At 66.7% G+C, this 19540-nt stretch carries 24 protein-coding genes; 9 read left to right on the top strand and 15 right to left on the bottom strand.

The genetic code is table 11. The annotated features are described in order from the left end of the window. The first annotated feature begins 173 nt into the window (after nucleotides 1-173). Genes ABD240_RS02690 through ABD240_RS02680 form a run of 3 tightly spaced genes read left to right on the top strand, consistent with a single transcriptional unit; the run spans nucleotide 174 to nucleotide 2560 of the window. Entirely contained in the window at nucleotides 174-746 is a 573-nt protein-coding gene (locus tag ABD240_RS02690; protein WP_344334894.1) for a sugar O-acetyltransferase, read from the top strand. A gap of 3 nt (nucleotides 747-749) precedes the next feature. Further along, nucleotides 750-1334 (top strand): TetR/AcrR family transcriptional regulator, encoded by a 585-nt coding sequence (locus tag ABD240_RS02685; RefSeq protein ID WP_344334892.1) that lies wholly within the window; start codon nucleotides 750-752, stop codon nucleotides 1332-1334. Next, on the top strand, nucleotides 1331-2560 hold the full coding sequence (locus tag ABD240_RS02680) for an MFS transporter (protein ID WP_344334890.1): 1230 nt from the start codon (nucleotides 1331-1333) through the stop codon (nucleotides 2558-2560). The genes ABD240_RS02685 and ABD240_RS02680 overlap by 4 nt, the downstream gene beginning before the upstream one ends. A gap of 33 nt (nucleotides 2561-2593) precedes the next feature. Here ABD240_RS02680 and ABD240_RS02675 read toward each other — a convergent pair whose 3' ends face one another. Further along, the gene (locus ABD240_RS02675) at nucleotides 2594-3019 is read right to left on the bottom strand and encodes an MFS transporter (RefSeq protein ID WP_344334888.1); all 426 of its coding nucleotides are present in this window, start codon (nucleotides 3017-3019) and stop codon (nucleotides 2594-2596) included. Nucleotides 3020-3052: 33 nt separating this feature from the next. Next, the gene (locus ABD240_RS02670) at nucleotides 3053-3832 is read right to left on the bottom strand and encodes an MFS transporter (protein WP_344334886.1); all 780 of its coding nucleotides are present in this window, start codon (nucleotides 3830-3832) and stop codon (nucleotides 3053-3055) included. A gap of 61 nt (nucleotides 3833-3893) precedes the next feature. Between ABD240_RS02670 and ABD240_RS02665 the strand changes: the two genes are divergently transcribed. Next, on the top strand, nucleotides 3894-4355 hold the full coding sequence (locus ABD240_RS02665) for a MarR family winged helix-turn-helix transcriptional regulator (RefSeq protein ID WP_344334884.1): 462 nt from the start codon (nucleotides 3894-3896) through the stop codon (nucleotides 4353-4355). An 87-nt stretch (nucleotides 4356-4442) separates the two neighbouring features. Here ABD240_RS02665 and ABD240_RS02660 read toward each other — a convergent pair whose 3' ends face one another. The 10 genes from ABD240_RS02660 to ABD240_RS02615 all read right to left on the bottom strand — a co-directional run bounded on the left by ABD240_RS02660 (nucleotide 4443) and on the right by ABD240_RS02615 (nucleotide 10501). Next, nucleotides 4443-4763, bottom strand: a complete 321-nt coding sequence (locus ABD240_RS02660) for a hypothetical protein (protein WP_344334883.1) — start codon at nucleotides 4761-4763, stop codon at nucleotides 4443-4445. A gap of 27 nt (nucleotides 4764-4790) precedes the next feature. Next, entirely contained in the window at nucleotides 4791-5339 is a 549-nt protein-coding gene (locus tag ABD240_RS02655) for a hypothetical protein (protein WP_344334881.1), read from the bottom strand. A 93-nt stretch (nucleotides 5340-5432) separates the two neighbouring features. Beyond that, nucleotides 5433-6164 carry a hypothetical protein gene (locus ABD240_RS02650; protein ID WP_291799337.1) on the bottom strand — a complete coding sequence of 244 codons (732 nt, stop codon included), beginning with the start codon at nucleotides 6162-6164 and terminating at the stop codon, nucleotides 5433-5435. Next, the gene (locus ABD240_RS02645) at nucleotides 6161-7225 is read right to left on the bottom strand and encodes a hypothetical protein (protein WP_344334879.1); all 1065 of its coding nucleotides are present in this window, start codon (nucleotides 7223-7225) and stop codon (nucleotides 6161-6163) included. Before ABD240_RS02645 ends, ABD240_RS02650 begins: the two co-directional genes overlap by 4 nt. Nucleotides 7226-7272: 47 nt before the next feature. Then, the gene (locus ABD240_RS02640; protein ID WP_344334877.1) at nucleotides 7273-7398 is read right to left on the bottom strand and encodes a hypothetical protein; all 126 of its coding nucleotides are present in this window, start codon (nucleotides 7396-7398) and stop codon (nucleotides 7273-7275) included. Further along, a complete protein-coding gene (locus ABD240_RS02635; protein WP_291799345.1) occupies nucleotides 7395-8381 on the bottom strand; it encodes a GNAT family N-acetyltransferase in 987 nt (328 codons plus the stop codon). Before ABD240_RS02635 ends, ABD240_RS02640 begins: the two co-directional genes overlap by 4 nt. A gap of 147 nt (nucleotides 8382-8528) precedes the next feature. After that, nucleotides 8529-8951: a hypothetical protein gene (locus ABD240_RS02630; RefSeq protein WP_344334875.1), complete on the bottom strand. Its 423-nt coding sequence runs from the start codon at nucleotides 8949-8951 to the stop codon at nucleotides 8529-8531. A 52-nt stretch (nucleotides 8952-9003) separates the two neighbouring features. Next, nucleotides 9004-9351: a transcriptional regulator gene (locus ABD240_RS02625; protein ID WP_291799351.1), complete on the bottom strand. Its 348-nt coding sequence runs from the start codon at nucleotides 9349-9351 to the stop codon at nucleotides 9004-9006. Further along, nucleotides 9348-9773 (bottom strand): hypothetical protein, encoded by a 426-nt coding sequence (locus ABD240_RS02620; protein ID WP_291799353.1) that lies wholly within the window; start codon nucleotides 9771-9773, stop codon nucleotides 9348-9350. The genes ABD240_RS02625 and ABD240_RS02620 overlap by 4 nt, the downstream gene beginning before the upstream one ends. A gap of 74 nt (nucleotides 9774-9847) precedes the next feature. Beyond that, nucleotides 9848-10501, bottom strand: coding sequence for a CPBP family intramembrane glutamic endopeptidase (locus tag ABD240_RS02615; protein WP_291799356.1), 654 nt, complete (start codon nucleotides 10499-10501; stop codon nucleotides 9848-9850). Between the two features lie 76 nt (nucleotides 10502-10577). On the opposite strand from ABD240_RS02615, the gene ABD240_RS02610 reads away from it, so the two are divergent. From ABD240_RS02610 to ABD240_RS02600, 3 genes are all read left to right on the top strand, one after another. Further along, nucleotides 10578-11153 carry a TetR/AcrR family transcriptional regulator gene (locus tag ABD240_RS02610; RefSeq protein ID WP_344334871.1) on the top strand — a complete coding sequence of 192 codons (576 nt, stop codon included), beginning with the start codon at nucleotides 10578-10580 and terminating at the stop codon, nucleotides 11151-11153. Nucleotides 11154-11659: 506 nt separating this feature from the next. After that, entirely contained in the window at nucleotides 11660-12817 is a 1158-nt protein-coding gene (locus tag ABD240_RS02605) for a recombinase family protein (protein ID WP_344334870.1), read from the top strand. 124 nt (nucleotides 12818-12941) lie between these two features. Continuing rightward, complete coding sequence (locus tag ABD240_RS02600; protein WP_344334868.1) at nucleotides 12942-13232, top strand: hypothetical protein; 291 nt, start codon at nucleotides 12942-12944, stop codon at nucleotides 13230-13232. Between the two features lie 66 nt (nucleotides 13233-13298). On the opposite strand, the gene ABD240_RS02595 is transcribed toward ABD240_RS02600, so the two are convergent. Beyond that, nucleotides 13299-13700 carry a recombinase family protein gene (locus ABD240_RS02595; RefSeq protein ID WP_344334866.1) on the bottom strand — a complete coding sequence of 134 codons (402 nt, stop codon included), beginning with the start codon at nucleotides 13698-13700 and terminating at the stop codon, nucleotides 13299-13301. Further along, on the bottom strand, nucleotides 13697-14104 hold the full coding sequence (locus ABD240_RS02590; protein ID WP_344334865.1) for a hypothetical protein: 408 nt from the start codon (nucleotides 14102-14104) through the stop codon (nucleotides 13697-13699). The genes ABD240_RS02595 and ABD240_RS02590 overlap by 4 nt, the downstream gene beginning before the upstream one ends. A 207-nt stretch (nucleotides 14105-14311) precedes the next feature. Between ABD240_RS02590 and ABD240_RS02585 the strand changes: the two genes are divergently transcribed. Next, complete coding sequence (locus ABD240_RS02585) at nucleotides 14312-15316, top strand: DNA-processing protein DprA (RefSeq protein WP_344334863.1); 1005 nt, start codon at nucleotides 14312-14314, stop codon at nucleotides 15314-15316. A gap of 8 nt (nucleotides 15317-15324) precedes the next feature. On the opposite strand, the gene mobF is transcribed toward ABD240_RS02585, so the two are convergent. Then, nucleotides 15325-18876, bottom strand: coding sequence for a MobF family relaxase (gene mobF, locus ABD240_RS02580; RefSeq protein ID WP_344335595.1), 3552 nt, complete (start codon nucleotides 18874-18876; stop codon nucleotides 15325-15327). 163 nt (nucleotides 18877-19039) lie between these two features. On the opposite strand from mobF, the gene ABD240_RS02575 reads away from it, so the two are divergent. Continuing rightward, nucleotides 19040-19468 (top strand): Rossmann-fold NAD(P)-binding domain-containing protein, encoded by a 429-nt coding sequence (locus ABD240_RS02575; protein WP_344334861.1) that lies wholly within the window; start codon nucleotides 19040-19042, stop codon nucleotides 19466-19468. Nucleotides 19469-19540 lie beyond the last annotated feature (72 nt).

The raw sequence follows: 19540 nt of genomic DNA, 5'->3' as shown, positions 1-19540 counted from the left end.
TCTCCGGTGAAAGGCCTCGAGAGGATCTTCTCTAACGCCTCGGGCGAGGTCTGCGATGATCGCCCACCCGCGTCTCTAACGTGCGTCGTTCCAGTTAAGCACGGTTGAGCTGCTTGGCCTCAATACTGCTCGTGGATGCTGCCTTGATCGAAGTCATGTGTACGATCGTACACATGACTTCGTTCGATGATGCCCGGTCCCAGCGTGAGCGCATGGAGGCCGGTGACCTGTACATCGCCACCGATCCCGAGCTCGAGGAGCAGATGGCGCAGGCTTCACGGCTTGCCAATGACTACCTCCGCCAGTCTCGCGCGGGTGACCCGGCCGCCCCAGCAACGCTGAGCGCGCTGTTGGGTGAGATCGGTGAGGAGGTGACGGTTCGCCCTCCCCTGTATGTCGACTACGGGCGCAACATCTCCATCGGTGCGCGCACCTTCGTGAACTTCAACCTGGTGGCGCTGGATGTCGCCGAGATCCGCATCGGTGCTGACTGCCAGATCGGCCCTAACGTGCAGCTGTTGACTCCGACGCATCCGGTCGACCCGGAGCCTCGGCGGGAGAAGTGGGAAGCGGCGAAGCCGATCACGATTGGCGACAACGTGTGGCTGGGCGGCGGGGTGATCGTGTGCCCTGGGATCACGATCGGCGACAACAGCGTGATCGGTGCTGGGGCGGTGGTCACCCGTGACGTTCCCGCGAATGTCGTCGCGGTCGGAAACCCCGCCCGCGTGATCCGAGAGCTGTAACCCGTGTCGTCGCGCGGCGCGCGCGAGGTGCGACAGGGTGGCCGGCGGTTCGACCCGGATCGGCGTTCCCGGATCATTGACGCCTGCCTGGATGTGATCGCCGAGCGTGGCGTCGCGGGAACCTCCCACCGGCGGGTCGCTGCGGCCGCGGACGTGCCGCTCGGGTCGATGACGTACCACTTCGACGGCATGGGCGAACTGTTGCAGGTTGCGTTCGCGAGGTTCGCTGACTCGATCGCAGACCGATTCGATACCCGGCTGGGGGCCGCGCACAACCAGGCGGAAGCACGCGCGTCCGTGGAGGCGATCATCACACGGGATGTATTCGGTAGTCAGCGTGATCTGATCCTCACCCAGGAGCTCTACACCCTCGCGGCGCGTGACCCCGCGTTCCGCGAGGTCACGAACGCGTGGATGGCCCGCAGCCGTACTGCCCTCACCCGCCACTTCGACCCTGAGACCACGGTGCTCCTCGACGCGCTGATCGAGGGGCTGACCCTCCACGCCGCGCTGAACACCGCTCCCCCCAACCGGGAGCTGGTGCGGCGTGCGATCGACCGCATTACCACCGCCCAGGAGGCCCGATGACGACCCGCCCGCAGGAAGAACATACGATCGCGCGCGTCCGCCGACGGCGCGCGTCCCTGCTTGCTCTCATGCTCATCGTCGGTCTCGGACTCGCATCCTGGGTGACCCGCACCCCGGCAGTACGGGATGCGGTCGATGCGTCGACGGCGCAGATGGGACTCATCCTGTTCGGCTTGTCCGTCGGGTCGATGGTCGGGGTTCTTGCTTCCGGGCCGCTGGTTGCCCGCATCGGGACCCGTCCGATCGCGCTGACCGGCATCGCGCTCGTCACCGTCGGTGTCGCCGTGATCGCTCTCTCCACCGCAGTAGCGGCCGGCGTCGGCGTGTTTGTCGGGCTGGTGCTGTTCGGCCTCGGCGGCGGGCTTGGAGAGATCGCCCTGAACGTCGAGGGCGCGGAGGTGGAGCGCTTGCTCGGCAAGCCGGTGCTGCCGCTGCTACACGGCTTCTTCAGCCTCGGCACCGTCATCGGAGCGCTGGCCGGCATCTGGCTCACCGCGATCGAGTTTCCCGCGCTGTGGCATCTGCTGATCGCGGTCGTCGCAATGCTCGCTCTCTTCTTCTGGGCCGTGCCGGGTATCCCGGCAGGCGTCGGCATCGCGAATCGCAACGCGACGGCACGGGCGGCCGCAGGGCGGAAGACGTCTGTGTGGCGAGAACCGGTGGTGGTGCTGATCGGGGTCGTGGTCCTGGCGATGGCATTCGCGGAGGGCGCTGCGAATGATTGGCTTCCGCTGCTGATCGTCGACGGCCACGACGCTGATCCCGTGTGGGGGTCTCTCGTCTACGCCGGATTCGCTGCGATGATGACCATCGGTCGCTTCGCCGGAGGTCCCGTGGTCGTCCGGTTCGGACGACAGGTCGTCCTGCGGGTCAGCGCGATCATGGCCATCCTCGGAGTCGTCGCGGTCGCGTTCGCACCGAACATCGCCGTGGCCATGATCGCTGTCGTGTTGTGGGGGCTCGGTGCGTCGCTGGGGTTCCCTGTCGCGATCTCCGCCGCCGGCGACAACCCCGACCGCTCCGCCGAACGCGTCAGCGCCGTCGCCACCAGCGGCTACCTCGCCTTCCTCGTCGGCCCACCCCTCCTCGGCTTCGTCGGCGAACTCTGGGGACTTCCGAACGCGATGCTCATCGTCGCCGCCCTCCTCGTCGTCGTCGCGATCGCTACGTTCCGTCTGCCCGGGCAACAGCCCCAGACCACGGAGGTAGACCCCGTGCGGGAGTGAGCGTCGCCGGGCGCAGGCCACGGGCACAGAGGTTCACGGTGACGGGGCGAGGGATGCTTCCCGTGCCCGACGGGCGACGGTGAACGCGAGGAGGGCGACGATGCTGGCGCCGAGCATCGTCACAGCGAGCGGGATGGCGGTGTGCTCACCGCCGAGACCGACGAGCGCGGAGACGACACCGGCGAGGACGAACTGCAAGCAGCCCAGCCAGGCCGAGGCGCTACCGCCACGTCCGGGCACGGCCTCCAGCGCGAGGGCGGTGGTGTTCCCGACGATGAGTCCCAGCGATGCGACGGCGAACAACAGCGGGACGGTGAGCCAGAACGCCGGAGCGCCGGTGACGGCCACGACGACCAGCGCGACGATCGCCCCCAGATTCATGAACAGCCCCACCCAGGTGAGCGTCGCAGGCGCGACGCGACCGACGAGCTTCGCGCCGATGGCGCCGGTCACGGCCATCGCGATCGCGTTGATGGCGAAGGCAAGACCGTACTAGATCTCGCTCATCCCGATCATGTTCTGGTACACGAACGGGGATGCGGAGATGTAGGCCATCATCGTCGCGAACGCGAACCCGTAGGTGAGGGTGTAGCCGAGGTAGCGGCGCGACAGCAGCCGTCCCTCACCCACCTGGGCATCCCGGCGTGCGTGCGGGGTGCGGGACTCCTTCACGAAGGCGAGGACGAAGACGATCGACACCGCCCCGAGGGCGGCGACGATCCCGAGCAGGCCCCGCCAGCCGATGACACCGACGAGCACGCTGCCCAGGAACGGGGCGCTGATCGGCGCGATCGCGGAGACGAGCATCATCGCGCTCAACGCCCGCGCGGCGGCAGCGCCTCTCGCGAGGTCGGCGATGATCGCACGACTGAGCACCATCCCGGCGGCCCCCGACAGTCCCTGCACCAGTCGTGCCACGACGAGCACCTCGACCGTCGGGGCCGCAGCGGCCGCGACGCTGGAAAGCAGATAGATCACGAGCCCTGTCAGGAGCGGGCCGCGGCGGCCGATGCGATCCGAGAGCGGGCCGAAGATCACCTGCCCGAGCCCGGCACCGACGAGAAACGTCGTCAGCGAGAGCTGCACACCCGTCGCGGTCGTTGCCAATTCGAGCGTCATCGCCGGGAACGCCGACAGATACAGATCGGTCGCCAACGGGGCGATCGCTGACAGCAGCGCGAGTGTGCCGATGAGCGCGGCACCGAGCTTCGCGGTCCGCTGTGACGCCTCTGTCACAGGAGAGTCGGGTGTGGTGTTCGTGGCGATCGGCATGCAGCCTCCCCTATATGTATGAATCAATACCTATTGTAGGGTACATGTTGAGGTGAGGGCGATGGAACAGACCGGCATGACGGAGCGAGCAGAGTTGCTTGCGGATCTCGTGCATTTCGCGCAGACACTGGCCCGACAGGTGCATGCGGCACGCGCGGACGATCCGGAGCTGATCGGGTTGACTCAGCTCGAAGGCGCGACGATGCAGTTCATCGACCGCCACCCCGGGGTCGGTACGACAGAGCTCGCCGCAGGTCTCGGCCTGCAGCACACCAACGCGAGCACCGCTCTGCGAGGCCTGGAGGACAAGGGGCTCATCCAGCGTCGCCCGGTCCCGTCGGATCGGAGGGCGACATCGATCTGGCCGACCGAGCGAGCGGCGACGAATTTGCGCCGCGTCCGCGGACACTGGGCACGCTTGCTTGACCCAGCGCCCATCGATGACAGGGCGCTGCGTGACGCAGTGACCTCGCTCAGCGCGGCAACCGAGCACCTCGCAGCCGGCGATCCCGCACCGCAGTGACCACAGCGTGATCGCCAGTATGCTCTGGTCCGCTCAGCTCACGAGTTCGTTATGACGTCGGTACGCTCGCGTGGTCGCGCCGGCCACTCATGCCACCGGCCCTGGAACAGCGTCCTTCCCTGCACCGTGCTGCAGCTCACCGCTGTTGACTCGTGGGCGGACGATCCAAGCGACCAGGGCGCCGACGATCGCGTTGACGAGGGTCCACATGATGGTGTCGGCGATCGCGGATACCAGATCCATGGTGTAAAAGATCGCGTGCTGGGTGAACAGGAAGTACACCTCGGTGAGGAACGCGACCGTCGCGGCTGCGGCGGCCCCGCGCAGCGGGGTGAAGAACTTGCCCCAGCTGATCACTGTCGCCAGCAGCGCCCCGTGAGCGAGGTTCGCGACGACAAACGCGACCATTCTGTCGGGCGGCCAAGCGCCTGCGTCTCACCGGGACGGGACGTTTCCTGGATGGACATGCGAGGAGGCCGAGACATGGGTGTCGCGAAGCCAGTAGTTTTGCCCAGTATGACGTTCCCGACCCGCAAGGCAGCCAAGGATTGGGTTCGGGACGAGATCAAGGATCACTACGACCTCGAAGAAGTCGTCACCGATCCGCTCCATGTGGCCGTGCTCCACGGTACGCCCGCCTCGCCGCAGCACTACCCGCGGGGCCGAGGACGGCCTACCGCTCCACGAGGATAGGCGCAGGGTCCGCACCAAGACCACTTCGTCGATGTCCGGGACGGGGATCACGCGGCGGGCTCTCAGCACGTACCGCACCTCGATGCGGCCGGCGACCTCCTGTGCTTCGACGAAACGGGAGAGCAGCGGCGCGCCGACGAGCAGTCCGACGAGCGCAATGACGCCGATGATCGCGGGCACGAGAGCGATGTCCAGCGGCGAGTCGGCGGTGAGGCACGCGATCCCGACCCAGAGAGCGCTGATGACGAGCGCGGTGCCCAGGACCGCGAGGAACGTGCGCCCGGCTCTCACCGACGACAAAGGCTCCGTGCACCTTCGAGCCCACAGCAGACGATCATTCTCCGTCCTCCTTAGCCTTCTTCAAGCTCTCGCCCCGCACGCCGCTCATGACGGTTCATCCTCGATGTGCAGACGACCGAGCGGGCGCGCTTTGAGCGCGTCGATGTTCTCGTCGGGCAGCAGGCTGCGCTTCACGAGCGTGTCGATCGCCCGCCCGCGCAGCGTCATGAGGCGCTTCACGGTCTTCTCGTCGAGGTCCTCGAACGCGATCTCCGATTTGGGCTCCGGGGGTGGCGAGAGCTGCACGAGGACGAACAGAACAGTGGCGAGCCCCATCATCACGTAGGTCGGTACCATCATGAGCCCCATACCGACGCCGTCGCGAGTCGCGAGCATATACGCCACGGGGATCCCGAGGGCTCCGAACACGAAGACGAGCACCAGATGCAGACGCATTCCCTTCGTCTGCCTGCGCCCTCCCCGCAACCATCGAACGAACAGCACCACGACCCCGAGGGCCGCCACCGCGTAACAGACCGCCGCGAAGGGAATATGCTCTGCGCCCCGCTCGGTCATCCTGCCCAGACGGATCGCACGGTCATCGCCCAGCAGCATCGCGAACCCACCGATCGACGCCAGCCACGGCACGAATTCGACAAGCCCTGTCCAGATCCGCCGAGGAACCGACATCACCGTCCACTCGGCCGCGCTCGTACGATGCGCGATGACGTGGGCCTCCAGCACGTCGAGACCGTGCGGGTCATAGCGCGACACGCTCCCCGCCCAGGCCGTCGGTGCCGACGGGTCCGGTCCGATGTCGGGCAGGTCGGCCGTCATTTGAACTCCATGATGATCAGTGGAAGGACGATGAGGACGGAGATCGCGACGATCCCTGCGACGAGGATCAGCGCGGTCAGCACCGGCGACCGTGAGATGAAGTGCTGCCGCATCTCGGGAAGCTGCGCAAGGAACCGCTTCGGCTGCGCCCGCATCGCCTGCCAGACATCCGAGACGCCGATCATCCGAGTGAGGGCCTGGACGTCGGCGAGCTGTCGTCGCCACTGCCGGGCACGGCCGACGGAGACCTCCCGGAAGCGGGTGAGGAAGAGCATGTCACCGGTGATCTCGATCGTGTAGCGTTTCGCGAGCCCCGCGAACAGCGCCACAGCGTCAGCAGTGCACAACGCCCGGGCGATGACCGCCGCACCCTCCGGCGCGTAGAGCCGGAACGCGCGCCCCTGTCCGACATCGACAAGATCGTCGCGGTGCGGGTAGTCCGGGATCGTCGTCGTGAAAAGCGGGTTCGACCCGGCCGTGATCAGCATCCGCGGCAGCCGCGCCGGAAGCCGGATCGCGATGTAGCCGCGCATCCGCGTGTAGTGACGGGCCCCGCCCTGGGTGAAAGTGAGGTTACCGAACTCCACGGGCCGACCGCGAATGGTCCCGTTCACAGTCATCCACCGGTGATGGTCCCAGCCGGTCGTGAACAGCATCCCCTCATAACCCGCGGACTGCTTCAAGTGGGAGAACCTGAAACCGTTGGCCTCGGCGAAACGCGCGATCTGGTAGGCGCGCATCGCGCCCGTGCGACGCAACTGGAAGACAGAGATCACGATCGCAAGCAACCCGCAGCCAATGAGCAAGCGCGCCAAGCGACCGTCGTCATCCAGCGGGAGACAAAAGTGAAGGGCGAGGCCCATGAGGAAAGCCACGACCCCGACGATCGCGAAGATCCGGTACCGGCGATGCCGGCCCATGACTTGTTCCTCGAGCTGGATCATCGCCGGGTCATCGGAGTCGAAGAACGCCCGCGCCGCTCGACGGTCCACGGGAGCGCTCAACGCCGAGAGGTCGAACTCTGTTGCAGACCCGCTCTCGGGCTCGGTCGTGGTGGGCATATGTACCATTCTCTCACCGGCGGCTGGCTCTCGGGAAAGACGACGGCCTAGTTGTATGAGGTCATGACGTTGTAGTCAGCGGGGTGGGTGAGTTCGGAGTCGTGCCAGCCCCCGACGAGCTCATGCACGTGGTGTGTGGCCTCGGGATGGGTGACGACGCACAGCGTCCTCATGCGGTCTCCTCCTGAGCTCTCGGGTTCTCTGTAACGGGCAGGCCGCTGAGGTGCTCGTGGGTCAGTCGCCACCCTTGGCCGGTGCGGGTGAACACGTTCGTGGCGCGCCCGGCTCCCGAGCGTGGCGCCCCGTCCAGGGTCCCGGACCAGCGATACGTGTACACGGCCACCGCGGCGTCGGCACCGGCAACCACCCACGAGATGTCCTCAGCCCAGTACCGCTCATCAGGGATCGCTGCCCAGGTGCTCTCGAAGTAGGCCCGGACTTCGGTGAGGCCGACGCAGGTCGCGTCACCGAAGAAGTAGACCGCGCCGGGGGTAAGGATCTTTTCGACCTGATCGAAGTCATGCGTGTTGGTCGCCTTCAGGTACTCACTCAGGGCGACTTCGGCGGATGCGGGGAACGACGTTACATGGCCGGGTGGTCGTTCGATGGCTGCGCGCATCGTCCACACCGGTGGGCCATCAGTTCCTGGGATGTGCGCGGTGACACGGAAACCATGACGTTCATACAGGCGGACATTGCGCGGGTCCGAGGTGTCGAGCACCACCTGCTTCCCACCCCGGTCGGCGACCTCGGCCAGCGCGAAGGTCAGCAGCGCAGTGGCGATCCCGCGTCCTTGCCGGTCCGGGCGTACGCCGAGAGTCTCCAACCGCCATGCGCCTGCCGGCGGTTCACCAGGAGCGATCCTGTCGATCCGGTCGCCATGCAACTGGATGATCTGCTCGATCATCTCCGTATCCGGTTCAGGAGCGGTCGGAGGCAGGAGCGCGATGACCCCTGCCAGGTCCTCGGTCACGGCGACCAGGCCGTGGGCGTGCGCGTAGCCGAGGTAGAGGCGCTGCAGCTGACGCAGTCGTGCGGTGTATCCGGTCTCGGGGATGACGTGCCGGGTCCACGGGTACTGCTCGAACGCAGAACTGAGCGTATCGGCGGCCGGATCAAGATCGCTTGGGCGTGCCAGGAGGATGGAGGTGTTCATCGGTCACTCTCTTGAGGGTCTGCGGCGCTGCTGGGGTCGGTGGCGCCGGAGCTGATGATGGCGCGGGTCGCCAGGTGGCGTGCGAAGGCATCACAGCCGGTGTCGGTGATCGCCACCCAGGTACGGGTGCGTCGGCCTTTTCTTAAGTCAGGGGCTTCGGTCAGCCGGATGAGGCTTGATCAGGCGCGTCAGCGAGGAGGCCGTCATGATCAGGCCGATCGCCGTTGTGGTCCAGGCCAGCGCGGCGAAAGGCACAGGGCGCTCACCGCCTGCACCGATGATGAGTGCCACGCCGAGCGCGCAGAGGACAAGTCCCGATCCGCAGTAGGTCAGAGCATGAGCGGGTTTGCGACGCCCGCGCCACCAGCTGAACACCAGTGCGCCCAAGGCGATGGCGCCGAGGACGACTCCGGCGTAGGAGATCAGCCCCATCAGCCCCTCAGGATCGTCAAGGACCTGCAACCGTTCCGAGCCGGGGAGCTTCAGATCGCCTTCTGCGTTGAGGACGGCGAGCCCCGCGATTCCCGCGGTCAGGATGAGCGTGCTCGGCCATATCGTCGCTGAGCTCATCCCCGGAAGACGTGGCTCTTCCAAGCGAGGTTCTTCAGGTCTTGCCGTGTCATCATGCGGGAGCTGGTGTGTCATCGGGCTTCTCTTCTCCACGTGAGGTCTGGGTGCCGGCTTCGACGATGGCCTGCAGGGTCGCAAGGTGCTGTTCGAACGCCTCACGCCCGACCTTGGTGATCCTGACCCAGGTGCGGGTGCGACGCCCGACCGCCTCCTTACGGACGCTCACCAAGTCCGCCTCCGACAGCACGGTCAGGGCCTGGGAAAGCGTCGAGTCACTGACCTCCAACAGGTCAGCGAGGAACCGGAAATCGACGTCTTCGAGGTTGCGCAGCGCGGCCAGCAGCGAGAACCGCACCGGGGAATGGATGAGTGTGTCGATGTCCTTGCGCGGATGACTCATCGCCGCGAGCTCGCGAACACGCAGGCCAGGATCGGTGTGACCGAAACCATGCCGGCAAGCACCCACCACCACGGCGAAGACGCGCTGAACAGCTGAAGCGCCGGGTCGAGCATCAGCGTGTAGAGCGCGAACCACGTCGCCACCGCGATGCCCATGTTCCGCAGGCCGTGCCGCGGCGCGGACTGCCGGTGCTGGAGCGCGATCATCCAGATGCACAGCGTGACCAGCAGGAACGGCGCGAACGCCTTCCAATAGTCCACTCCGGCCACATCGATCGACACAGTGAACGCTAGCGCGTACACCGCCTGCATGACCACGAACACACGGAACCACCGCACCGCACGCCGGGCGTCCGCCTCAGCCTTTTCGCCCACAGCGACCAGACGAGTTGCATCATCAACAGAGAACTTCTTATCAGGCATGCAACTACTTTATCAGACATAAAGTCTGCCTGGCCAACCGGCCAGGCGCGCCGCCCTGAGGATGCCGGACCTCGCTAGGGACAGCCTGTGCGCGATCGCTCGTGAACCGCCCGTACAGGTTGCGGCGCGCCCCACCTTTTGTTGACCGCACTCAGGAGGAGCCATGGCTCGATGATGAGATTGATGACGATGTGCGCGACGATCACTGGGAGCGCGTTGCGATCCGCGAGAAGGTAAGTCATCCCGAGCGCCGCCCCGAGGACGGTGGTGGCGGTGGTGACGGGAAGGATGATCCGCGCATCGCGCGAGAACAGCACCCACAAAGAATGTGCGGCACCGAAAGCGACTCCGGTCCCGAGGACTTGCAAGAAGCCGGCTGCGCCAAGGGCACCAAGCCAGTCCATGAGGAACTTCCGGAATATGAGCTCCTCTAGCGTTCCGCTGACCAGCGCCAGCGGAACGGCAAGGAGCTTCAGGCCGGTGAGCTCTGTGGCGTGCTCCCTCACGAAGGGGACCGCCCAGAACGTATAGGTGACATAAGTGATGGCGATGACCGTCGCCATCCCCCAGGCCCATGGGATCAAGCCCGCGGATTGGCCGATCCCGAGGAGATCGGCAGTGAAGCGTACAGGATCGCGAAGCAGCCAGAGCGTCAGCGGGATGGCCATGCCCGAGGTCGTGCCCACAACGAGGAGCCCCGTGACGTGACGGGCGGAGAGTTTGAACATGGGATCCTTCCGGAGACGCCAAGTAATATAGTACAGTCGTACCATAATAGGCACGGGTACAGGCAAAGGAGACTCGATGCCAAAGATCGTTGATCACGATGCACGCCGGACTGCGATCTCGCGCGCCGTTGCCCGGGTGATCGAACGCGACGGCATCCATACCGTATCCGTGCGCACAGTCGCGGCCGAAGCGGGCGTACAGCCGTCAACGCTGCGGCATTACTTCCCCAGCAGCGACGGCATGCTCGCCTCGACCATCCAGATGCTCCGCGATGATCAGGCTGAACGACTCGCCACCCTCACGCCGACTGGCAGCACACGAGACGACATCCGACAGGCGTGGCTTCAGGCACTCCCACTGGACGACGCCCGCCGCACCGAGGCCCACGTCTGGCTCGCCGTCACCGCAACAGCGCGAACCCCGGAACTCCGAACAATCGTCCAAGAAGTCAACGACGGGCTTCAGCACCTGTGCCAAGTCACCGTGCACGCCTTCGCTCCGCGTGCCGACGTCGCACGCGAAGCCACCCTGCTACGGGCCTTCACCGACGGCCTCACGCTCAACGCGATCACTGCCCCCAAGACCTTCACCCCCGACAGCATCACCACCGCACTCGACACCTACCTAGCCCGCCTCGCCGTGCTTGCATGACCATCCACCTCCCGCCAAGAGCACAGTATGACGCGTTCGGAAATGGGGGACTTCGTACGGGCATGAGGTGAGCCAGCGGGGCAGCATCCTGAGGTAGTGAGCGAAGTCGTCGACGCAACGCACTATGCAGCCCTCACCGCTGCACCCCTTCCCGAGTCATCGCTGATGGAGCGTGGGACGAGGCGGGCTCAGCGGGCTCGGCGAGAAGCGTTTCGATGCGTTCCCGGTCGATGCGGTGTTGCGTGTTGTCCGATGCCGGACCAAGCAAGCTCGTAGGGGTGTCGATTCCGTATCGGTCCCGGTAGGCGACGACCGCGCGGAGCGTTTTCTCCCATCGCTCACGTGCGTTCGTGCTTTCTCTTGGCACGGTGCCAAGGCTCTTCATCCAGGCAGGGCGGGTCGTGACGGCTTCCTCTGCAAGGGCTTCTGCTCGTTCCTCGATGTGTTGCCGGAGTTCATCCAGAGCATGTCTCATATCGGCGGGCATCGGGCCGGTGGCTTCGGGGATGAATCCCGTGATGAATCGTCGACGCTGGCTGGTGCGGCGTCCGGGCGTGGTGCGCACCGTCGAAACAGACCCCGACCGTGCACCACTGATCACCTGGGCATTCACCGCCTACGCCAGCGGGGAATGGACCCTGAACACGCTCCTCAACGAACTCACCGTCCGTGGACTGACATCAGTACCCACACCCCGGCGTCCGTCCAAGCCGATCCACGTGTCCACCCTGCACCGCACCCTGCAGAACCCCTACTACAAGGGCACCATCATCTTCGAAGGCGCCGAGTACGAAGGACAGCACGAACCACTCGTCGACCCCGGCACGTGGGAACAAGTGCAGAACGTGCTCCGCGCCAACAACCTCGCCGGAGACAAGACGCAAACCCACGACCACTACCTCAAAGGGTCGCTGTACTGCGGTGATTGCGAATCACGTCTGATCCACACCCACGCGAAGAACAAGAAGGGCATCATCTACCCCTACTTCATCTGCTCAGGCCGCCACCGCAAAGCCAACGACTGCACCCGCAAAGCGATGCACGTCGACATCGTTGAACAGCTCATCGTCGACCACTACGCACGCATCCAGCCCCGGCCAGAATCAGTCGAAGCGCTCGAAGCCTCCATCGCGGAAGAGTTCAGCATTCTGACCGCGCAAGCCCGATTCGAACGCGAGGACCTCACCAAGCAGCAAGGCGAACTCCTCGCACAACGGGACAAGCTACTCCAAGCCCACTACGCCGGAGCGATCCCGATCGATCTCCTCAAACAAGAACAGGACCGTATCACCCCGGCCCTCACCCGAATCGAGCAGCGCCTCGAAGCCGCAGCATCCGACTACGCAGACGAGCAAGCAGAACTCAAAGAAGCCCTCGACCTCGCCACTGACTGCCACACCGTCTACGAGAGAGCCACCGACAGCATCCGACGACTCTTCAACCAGGCGTTCTTCGAGAAGATCTACATCACCTCAACCGACCAGGTCTCCACAGTCCCCACTGCCACGTTCAGCGCCATGCTCGAACCGAGCATCAGTCGTCGAGCCGAGCGGCACGTCGCGGGCAGAAAACCCGCCCTCATCAGCACAAACACCGACCCGCATGTAAGCGGATCGGTGTTTGAACATCAAGCGTTTGGTGGAGGTAGCGCGACAGTGCTCTAACCTTGCCCCGGCTCTACAGTTGGTGGTCTCGTCGCATCGGGCGATCCGTCGTCGGCGCAGGTCAGCGTCGGGCCTGAGCTCCTCGCGGCCGTTGCCGCGACCGGTTCCGCGGTTGACGGCGGCGATGCTAGATGAGGCGGAGCGCCGCTACAAGGGCGGCGAGATTCTGCGGGTGATCGCTGACGATCTGGGCGTGAGTCGGCAGCGTCTCGCTGAGCGATTGCGGGAGCGAGGCGTGCGGTTGCGCCGTGAGAAGCCTTCATCGGAACAGGTGCTCGAAATGTGTCGCCGCTACGAGCAGGGCGAGTCGCTGGCCAGGGTCGGCGAGCGGATGGGCTTCAACGCCAGCACCGTTCGGGTCCAGTTGCTTCGTGCGGGTGTCGCGCTTCGTGATCCGCACGGGCGGGTGCGGTAGGCGAACAAGCAGAAGGCTCCGGTCTCGTTCAGTTGAGAGCGGAGCCTTGCTGGTGGCTGTAGCGGGTCAGCCGGTGGAGTCGTTGCCACCGGAAGGGAACGGCCGCCGGGCCTGGGCATCGAGGTGTGCCTGTTTGACGGCGATCAGGTTCTTCTCGACAGAGCTCGTCGTGCGGTCCTTGGTGACGTGGATGTCGACTCCGGCGTCGTGGAGCTGCTGGACGACGGCGACGTGATCGGCGTACTTGGAGCCGAGCCGAGCGAGATCGGTGACGATGAGCCCGGTCACGTCCTCTCGCTCGACGGCATCGAGGGCGCCTTGCAGACCGTAGCGACTGCGCCCGACGTCGGTGAAGACCTCGGTGACGGTCATGCCGTGCTCGTCGGCGTAGCGGCGGCAGTCGGCTTCTTGCTGATCCAGCCAGGTCGGGTTCTCTGCCGCGCTGTACAGGTAAGTGACGGTCTTCATGACGCACCTCCGACCGTGACCAGAACATCATCCGGCGTAGTACGCGACTCGGCTTCACGGCGAGCAGCGCGACGCTGGACGTGCTCTCGGTAGCGGACGCGGGCGAGGGTGATGAGGCTCATCGGGCCGAGCCAGAGCATCTTGAGCGCGTTCCATGCGCACAGCAGGACGACCAGGTGGAGCCAGCCGGGGCCACCCTGCTCGATGTGGTCGGTCAGGAGCTTGACGGCTGCGATGTAGGGGGCAGCAAGCAGCATCGCGGGAATGCCCCATTTGAGTCCGCGGCGGGTGTAGACGGCATCGCGGACGCGGTTCGTCGGGAAGAGCCGGCGGGCCGGTTCCAGGTTCTGGGCGGTGTTCTCGCTCTGGCGCCAGCGGCGTCGGACGCGGTCGCTGAGGAACATCGGTGGGCCTCCATTCAACACGGTTCGAATGATCGAGAAGCGGCGTGTTGGTGGTGGCCCCGGAAGGGGCGATCCCGAAGGACCCTACAGATGGAATGCCTGCGCTTCACCTCCTAGGTTACGCCAGGGCCTGGCGAAGGGGAAGGTCTCGTCGCGATGCCGGGTGCACCTGCCTTGGTAGTGCCTGGTGAGTGGAAGGACCCGGTCATGGTTGCTCTGGCTAACTACGCCTCCGATGAGCGAACGGCCCGCGTGATGCTCTCGATGATCGTCGAGCCCGCGGACGCGAACGTGGGGCGCCTGCTGCGGCGTGAGGGCGGGATCGAGACGCTGCGGTTGCTCGATACTGACGGCCCAATGCCAGGCGTGAGGCCCGAGGAAGCAGCGATCCTTCACCACCGCACCCAACTGGTCTCCTCGGGAGCCGACTTCGATGCAGTGCTCCGGCGGGCGCTCGACGGCGCATACGAGCCGCTGATCCCTGGCGATGCGCACTGGCCGGTCTCGGTGGACGCGCTGGGCGATCGTGCCCCATACGTGCTGTGGGCGAAGGGGGCGACCTCGTTCCTCGCGGTCCGGCAGGAAACCCGGGTGACGATCACCGGTTCACGGGCCTCGACCAGATACGGCGACCACGTCGCCAGCGAGCTCGCCCACGATGCGTCGCACGCGGAGCAGATCGTGGTCTCCGGCGGCGCCTACGGCATCGACGGCGCCGCCCACCGCAGCGCCCTGAGTAGCGGCGGGCAGACGATCGCGGTGATGGCCGGCGGTCCGAACCGTCTCTACCCGGCGGGGCATCGCGAAATGCTCGAACAGGTTGGCGATGTGGGATTGCTGATGAGCGAGATGCCGCCCGGGTCGGCGCCGACCCGGCACCGGTTTCTCGCCCGCGGCCGGCTCCTGGCGGCACTGTCCTCGACGACGGTGATCGTGGAAGCCGGGGCACGCTCCGGCACCCTGCACGTCGCCCGCGAAGCGCATGCCCTCGGTCGTGGGGTTGGGGCGGTGCCCGGCCCGGTCACGTCCACGGCGAGCACCGGCACGCATCTGCTGCTGAGCGACGGCACCGCTGCCCTCGTCACCGGCCACCACGACCTCGCCACCCTCACCAGCGACCGACGACGCCAGGCCCCGGCACGAACCACGGGCCTGAGCGCCGCGCACGATCTCGACGCCGTCGATCAGAACCGGCCCGGCCGCTCCTTCTGATCCGCGACTCAGAGCGTGCGACCCTGCCGGACTTCCATGGTGAGGTCCGGCTGCTCGGTGTTCGGGGTGTGGCGGCTGAGCTGCTGCGCCCGGCGAAGGGCAGCGTCGGCGCGGGCGGCGTCGAGCTTCTGCGCATCCGATGCCACATCGGGGCCCAGCGGGGTGTCGTCGGTGATCTGGTACCGGTCGCGGTACGCGGCGACGACCCGCCCGGCCTGCCGCCACCACTGCGCCGCACGTGCATCCGCGGGCTTGCTCCCGAGCGCGGCCGTCCACGGCTCTCCCTTGTCCAGGTCGCGGTCGAGGACCGCGAATGCGCGGTGCTCGATCAGCTCTTCGCGTTCGGTGAGGGCGTGGTGCATCTCGGGGTCGGTCACGCCGGAGGCAAACGGGATGAGCCCGGCGATCAGCCGTGGCGATCGGCGGGTACACCCGGACCCGGCGGGGCGGGCGGTGGCGCGGGCGAGGCGGTGATGCAGGACCGAGGCGATGTCGTCGGCATCGGCGAAGTCCCTCGCCGCCACCAGCCGCGGGAACAGGACGTCGAGGTCGTGATGGTTGGCCTCGGCGCGGCGCAGCTCGGCGGATAGGGCACCGTAGGCGTCGGAGCCGAGCACGAGATCGACCTGCCCCTCGGTGAGGCCGGAGACTTCGAGGAGGGTGGCCCAGCGGTCGTGCTGGCCGGCTTGGGCGATGGTCTCGTACTCCGCCGCCAACTGAGCGATGGACCCCCAGCGTTCGTGTTCGGCGGTGATGGTCTCGTGCGCCGACAGTTCCGCCGCGACGTGCTGGAGCACCCCGTACAGGACGGATCGGGCGGTGGCGTCGGCCTTGTCGGAGGGGTGCGGGGCGACATGCGCGTCGTCTGTGGTGTCGGTGGCGACGTAGGCGTAGTTCCCGTGCCGGCCGCGGGTCATCGCAACGTAGAAGTTCTCCCGCGTCGTCGTCGCCGTCACGACCGTGTGCGCGGTGTCGACAGTGATCCCTTGGGCGCGGTGCCCGGTGATCGCGTACCCGAGCTCGACCTGCTCGGCCACATACGACGCCGGGAGGACCAGTGCGCCGCCGAAGCGGCGCCCCTCCGGGCGCACGGTGATCGACCCGTCTTCGCTTACATTCGTGACGGTCCAGCGATCGCCGTTGCGCACCCAGCTCTTCCCGTTCTTCGACCGCAGCCGCCGGTTGTTCTCGCGCGTGATGACCCGGTCACCCTTGGCTGCCTGGGTGCCGTCGTGCATGGTGACTTCCCGGCCGGGGGTGATGGTGCCGTCGAGGATCAGGTCGGCGCGGGCACGCTCGTTCAGCTGGGTGACCGTCTCGCGGGCCTCGGCGACGAGGATCGACGCCCGCCCCGCCCGGGTGTCTTCGCGCCAGGCGGCGTAGGCGGCATCAGCCATCGCGTCCTGCTCCCCGCCGTACACTCGACCGTGCTCGATCAACGTGTCGATCGCACCGGTGCGGCCGTGCCGCAGATCAAGCGAGGTGGTCTTCTCCCACGGGTGAGTGAAGCGGTGCACGTCGGTGAGTTCGGGGGCTTCGTCGCGGTCGTGCACGAGCATCCCGAACGCCCCGCCGGCATCCACGGCTTGGAGCTGCGACCAGTCACCGACCAGCAGGACCTTCGCGCCGGCCTGTTCGGCGAGGCCGGTGATGCGGTCGAGCGAGCCGGTGCCGGCCAGGGAGGCCTCATCGAGGATCACGAGCTGGTTCTGTGCGAACGTGCGGTCCTGGAAGAGGTGCATCTGCCACCACCGGGCCGTGTTCCCCGTCTCGATGCCCAGTTCCTCGCCGAGCACCTGCGCCGCGATCTCCGACGGCGCGAGCCCGACCACGGAGCCGGTGCCGTGCTGCTGCTCCCATGCCCGTTTCAGTACGCTCATCGCCGTCGTCTTCCCGGCCCCGGCCGGGCCGACGAGCACGTCCACGATGCGGCCGGAGACGGCGATGCGCTGGAGGGCTTCGGCCTGATCGGGGCCGAGCCGTCGCCCGTCCGCGTCGGGCCTGCTCGTGATCTTCTCGACGGTGGCGAGATCGACCGTCGGCCCAGTTGTGGTGTGGGAGCGGTCGAGGAGGCGGTCTTCGGCGGCCAGCAGTTCCTCCGTCGAGTAGAGGACGGCGGAGGGGTGGCGGAAGCGGCTCGATCCGTCAGTGCGGCGGAACAGCAGCGGGCTCGACGCCAGTTCCGGGGGCGTCAACCGCAGCGACGCTTGCTCGGCCGCGTCGGTGACCATGCCGGTGACCGTCTCCCGGTCGGTGGCGGTGGCGAACCGGATGCCCATGAGTTGCCTGCTGGCTTCGGAGTGCAGGTTCCAGCGCCGCCACGTCGACCGTTTCTCACCCACCACCGCGACGACCGCCTGGCCGAGGTCAGTGATCGTGTCCAGCGGCACATCATCGGCACGCAACACAGCCGTCTTCTCGACGCCAGCGGTGAGGGTGCGCGCCCACCCGGTCGCATCCTCACCTAATAACTCGCCCGCGCGGTGCCGCCAGTCCGCGGTGAGCTCCGCGAGGGAATGCACCTGCTTCTCCGGCCTAGTTGCGAGCGTTGCCTGCGCCCGCAACTTCACCACCGTCGTCGCTGACGGCTCACGACCATGCCGCTCCCGGTAGGCGTCGATGAGGCGGGTCTTCTCCTCCTCGATCTGCCGAGACCGGGACGAGAACTCAGAGACCAGTTCGTCGGGCACCGGGGCGAGTTCCCACGCCGGGTTCCGATCCCGGCCCCGCTCCCGCGCCTCCCACTCGACTCCGAACGTCCCAGTGATCCGATCCGCCAACGTCGCGTTGTACAACTCGGACAGGGCGACGATCGAAGCGTGCACGGGCCGACCCGCCAGGGTCCGCCACTTCTGATCCTGCACCGTCAGCACCTTGTTGCTCACCACGACGTGCGTGTGCAACTGCGGATCGCCTGCCCGGCTGTCATAGTGGTCGAACGCGGTCGCCAGGACGCCGGCGACATCGACATGCGCGACCGCGCCGTCCGGGCCGGCAGCACCAATGCGGGTGGTCGCAACCTCGCGTTCGAGGAACCCGATCACCTCCGCGACCGCCTGATGATGCGCATCCGCGATCAACGATTGCGTGCCCGCATCCGCCACACCCCACCACGCCGACACCGACTTCGGCACCGAAAATGTCAAGTCATACCCCGCAACCGCGCGGCGGGTGCCGCGCTCGGCCTCCTCGTTCTCGATCGCCGCGACCTGCTCCGCACGCGACACCGGCCCCAGCTCCGGGTCGAGATCGGCAACGCGCTGGCCGACGCGGTCTTGCACGCTCGCGTACTGCCGATACGCCTCACCCAGAGGCTCCCCGGTGATGGGATCGCGGCCCATCCCGACCAGGAGCTGGAGCTGCGCATCGGAAACCCGGCCGCCCTCGACCAGCTCACCAGCGCCGAGAAACTGCAGGCCAGACCCCATCCAAAACCCGGGAGGCGTGCCATCGGCGTTGTAGTAGCGCGTCAGCGGGGTGGAGAGCGAGCGGTCACCGTCGCCGGCCGCGACGGTACGCAGCAGGTACTTGTACCCGTCGCCCGCGCTCATCACGCGCATCGAGACCGTCACCCAGGCCGCCTCCTTCCGCTCACTCGGGAGGTGAGCGGAACGATGCCTGTCGCACCAGATGCGACGCGGCTGAACGCGCAGCGCCCTCGATCTGCAAGAGGCGTGGCCGGCTCACGAAGGGCTGGAGAAGCAGCGATCGCGAGGAGGCGGCGTGATCGGAGCGCCTGCGCCGGGTCCATTCGCGGATCAAGAGAGCAACGCCGTCCACGAAGCCGACATCGCCGACGTGGCCGCGGTGGCGCTGCTGCACGACGGGCACGAGGGACACGCCTACGAGGTCAACGGTCCCGAAACACTGACCCGCGCGGATCAAGCCCAGGTGATCGGAACAGCAATCGGTCGAGATGTCCGATTCGTCGAACTCACCCGCTCCCAGGCCCGCGAACAGTGGCTTGCCGACGGCATGGACCTTGACCTTGCCGACTGGCTCCTCGGTCCCGACGACGAGTCAGAAGATCACGGCGAAGACACCTGCGACACCGGCCCGGCACCGACCTCCGAAGCCATCACCGGCAGACCGGCCCGGACACTCCACCAATGGGCGTTGGAGCATGCCCAAGCCTTCACAACCCAAACATGACAGTTGCCCCCGAGGGCAGCGGGCGGCTGTCTCGAGCGAAGACTCGGTGACTGTAGATCGGGTAGCTCGGGA

It is taken from the genome of Brevibacterium salitolerans, from assembly GCF_039531405.1.
GTDB lineage: Bacteria > Actinomycetota > Actinomycetes > Actinomycetales > Brevibacteriaceae > Brevibacterium > Brevibacterium salitolerans.
This window is presented reverse-complemented; position numbering and strand designations above follow the sequence as displayed.

What these genes read in the sequence shown, in the direction of transcription:
- ABD240_RS02690 (WP_344334894.1), top strand. Translation starts at nt 174, where the DNA reads ATGACTTCGTTCGATGATGCCCGGTCCCAGCGTGAGCGCATGGAGGCC.
- ABD240_RS02680 (WP_344334890.1), top strand. Translation starts at nt 1,331, where the DNA reads ATGACGACCCGCCCGCAGGAAGAACATACGATCGCGCGCGTCCGCCGA.
- ABD240_RS02675 (WP_344334888.1), bottom strand. Translation starts at nt 3,019, where the DNA reads ATGGCCGTGACCGGCGCCATCGGCGCGAAGCTCGTCGGTCGCGTCGCG.
- ABD240_RS02670 (WP_344334886.1), bottom strand. Translation starts at nt 3,832, where the DNA reads ATGCCGATCGCCACGAACACCACACCCGACTCTCCTGTGACAGAGGCG.
- ABD240_RS02665 (WP_344334884.1), top strand. Translation starts at nt 3,894, where the DNA reads ATGGAACAGACCGGCATGACGGAGCGAGCAGAGTTGCTTGCGGATCTC.
- ABD240_RS02660 (WP_344334883.1), bottom strand. Translation starts at nt 4,763, where the DNA reads ATGGTCGCGTTTGTCGTCGCGAACCTCGCTCACGGGGCGCTGCTGGCG.
- ABD240_RS02650 (WP_291799337.1), bottom strand. Translation starts at nt 6,164, where the DNA reads ATGACGGCCGACCTGCCCGACATCGGACCGGACCCGTCGGCACCGACG.
- ABD240_RS02645 (WP_344334879.1), bottom strand. Translation starts at nt 7,225, where the DNA reads ATGCCCACCACGACCGAGCCCGAGAGCGGGTCTGCAACAGAGTTCGAC.
- ABD240_RS02640 (WP_344334877.1), bottom strand. Translation starts at nt 7,398, where the DNA reads ATGAGGACGCTGTGCGTCGTCACCCATCCCGAGGCCACACACCACGTG.
- ABD240_RS02635 (WP_291799345.1), bottom strand. Translation starts at nt 8,381, where the DNA reads ATGAACACCTCCATCCTCCTGGCACGCCCAAGCGATCTTGATCCGGCC.
- ABD240_RS02630 (WP_344334875.1), bottom strand. Translation starts at nt 8,951, where the DNA reads ATGAGCTCAGCGACGATATGGCCGAGCACGCTCATCCTGACCGCGGGA.
- ABD240_RS02625 (WP_291799351.1), bottom strand. Translation starts at nt 9,351, where the DNA reads ATGAGTCATCCGCGCAAGGACATCGACACACTCATCCATTCCCCGGTG.
- ABD240_RS02620 (WP_291799353.1), bottom strand. Translation starts at nt 9,773, where the DNA reads ATGCCTGATAAGAAGTTCTCTGTTGATGATGCAACTCGTCTGGTCGCT.
- ABD240_RS02615 (WP_291799356.1), bottom strand. Translation starts at nt 10,501, where the DNA reads ATGTTCAAACTCTCCGCCCGTCACGTCACGGGGCTCCTCGTTGTGGGC.
- ABD240_RS02610 (WP_344334871.1), top strand. Translation starts at nt 10,578, where the DNA reads ATGCCAAAGATCGTTGATCACGATGCACGCCGGACTGCGATCTCGCGC.
- ABD240_RS02605 (WP_344334870.1), top strand. Translation starts at nt 11,660, where the DNA reads ATGAATCCCGTGATGAATCGTCGACGCTGGCTGGTGCGGCGTCCGGGC.
- ABD240_RS02600 (WP_344334868.1), top strand. Translation starts at nt 12,942, where the DNA reads ATGCTAGATGAGGCGGAGCGCCGCTACAAGGGCGGCGAGATTCTGCGG.
- ABD240_RS02595 (WP_344334866.1), bottom strand. Translation starts at nt 13,700, where the DNA reads ATGAAGACCGTCACTTACCTGTACAGCGCGGCAGAGAACCCGACCTGG.
- ABD240_RS02590 (WP_344334865.1), bottom strand. Translation starts at nt 14,104, where the DNA reads ATGTTCCTCAGCGACCGCGTCCGACGCCGCTGGCGCCAGAGCGAGAAC.
- ABD240_RS02585 (WP_344334863.1), top strand. Translation starts at nt 14,312, where the DNA reads ATGGTTGCTCTGGCTAACTACGCCTCCGATGAGCGAACGGCCCGCGTG.
- mobF (WP_344335595.1), bottom strand. Translation starts at nt 18,876, where the DNA reads ATGCGCGTGATGAGCGCGGGCGACGGGTACAAGTACCTGCTGCGTACC.